Here is a 1175-nt window from a genome sequence, read left to right as displayed (position 1 = left end):
AAATGCGGAAGAATACGTTAAGTTCATTGCTGCCTCTGGTTTAAGAATTTATTTCTAAATTTTAGAGGCGACAACTAGTCTGACACAGGGGGGTATTACCGGATGATTTAGCCATGCAGATACCAAAAGAGATTTTGTCATCGCTTGAAAGTTATGCAACACAAATCGATAATGAAGAAGCTAAGATAAAAATGAGCGCTATCGAGATTGGGCGCAACTTACTACATATCCATAATGCATTAGGGGCAGAATGCTTTGTTAATCGAGTAAGTGAATTATTCCAACTAATTTGTGATAAACGCTTCGGCAAGAAAAAAACATGGGGTTATCAAATGATGCAGTTATCAAATCATTTTCTTAAAGAAGATCCTGTTTTTGAAAGACTGCCTGTTTCAACCTTAATGCAATTAAACCGATTATCAAAAGATGAGCTTGATGACATTCGAGATAACCTCGTTCAAGATAAAAAACTAACGAGATCACAAGTTAAAGCATTAGTGGATTTGATAATAGCTAAACGGGATGGCGATAATATCTTGGAAGAAAACCGAGAAGAACTCGTTAGCATGCAGGAAAAACTTAAGGGCTTAGAACGGAATTTGTCGCAAACCAGACTAGAAAAGTCACAAGTTGAAAAAGACTTAGAACTGAAAAGTATCAATCTTGAAAACTCAATCACTAGAATGCGTGACATTCAAGACAGTGAAAGTAATATTACTCGCATGCTCAACGCAACTCGCGATGAAGTCAAAGCGTTAGAAGGCCAATTAGCTGATGCCAAGAGAAGAAATCAATACAAGAAACAATCAAAGTGGAAGTCGAGGTTCCTCCTACAGGCTACACCTCAGTAGAAGAATCAATCAACGATATTGAAGAAAAGTTAGCAGCAAAGCAGTTGGAATATAAAAATGCTGAAAATGAACTTGGCAAAATACAAAAGCAGCTGATGGACGCGACCGCTCTCAATTCAGTCCTACTTGAACTCCATAGCAGTTATTCAGACCTTGCGTTGAAGCAAGTTGGAATTTTTAATCGTGTTCGATCCGAAGATTTGAAACAACATAAAGACGTCGTTATAAAGGGTGTTTTTGCACAAACGGAGCTAAAGTTCCACAGAATTGATAAATGAGGCGTTTTTTTGCCTCGACCAATACTTTGCCCTTCCCGCACGTCAA

2 protein-coding genes are annotated in these 1175 nt (G+C 38.0%); both read left to right on the top strand.

Annotated elements, in window-relative coordinates; translation table 11 throughout:
* Window positions 1-113 precede the first annotated feature (113 nt).
* Complete coding sequence (locus tag AAKU64_RS22565) at window positions 114-851, top strand: hypothetical protein (RefSeq protein WP_354363115.1); 738 nt, start codon at window positions 114-116, stop codon at window positions 849-851.
* Complete coding sequence (locus AAKU64_RS22560) at window positions 812-1129, top strand: hypothetical protein (protein WP_354363113.1); 318 nt, start codon at window positions 812-814, stop codon at window positions 1127-1129. The genes AAKU64_RS22565 and AAKU64_RS22560 overlap by 40 nt, the downstream gene beginning before the upstream one ends.
* Window positions 1130-1175: the final 46 nt, after the last annotated feature.

It is taken from the genome of Undibacterium sp. GrIS 1.8, from assembly GCF_040544445.1.
Lineage (GTDB): Bacteria > Pseudomonadota > Gammaproteobacteria > Burkholderiales > Burkholderiaceae_D > Undibacterium.
This window is presented reverse-complemented; position numbering and strand designations above follow the sequence as displayed.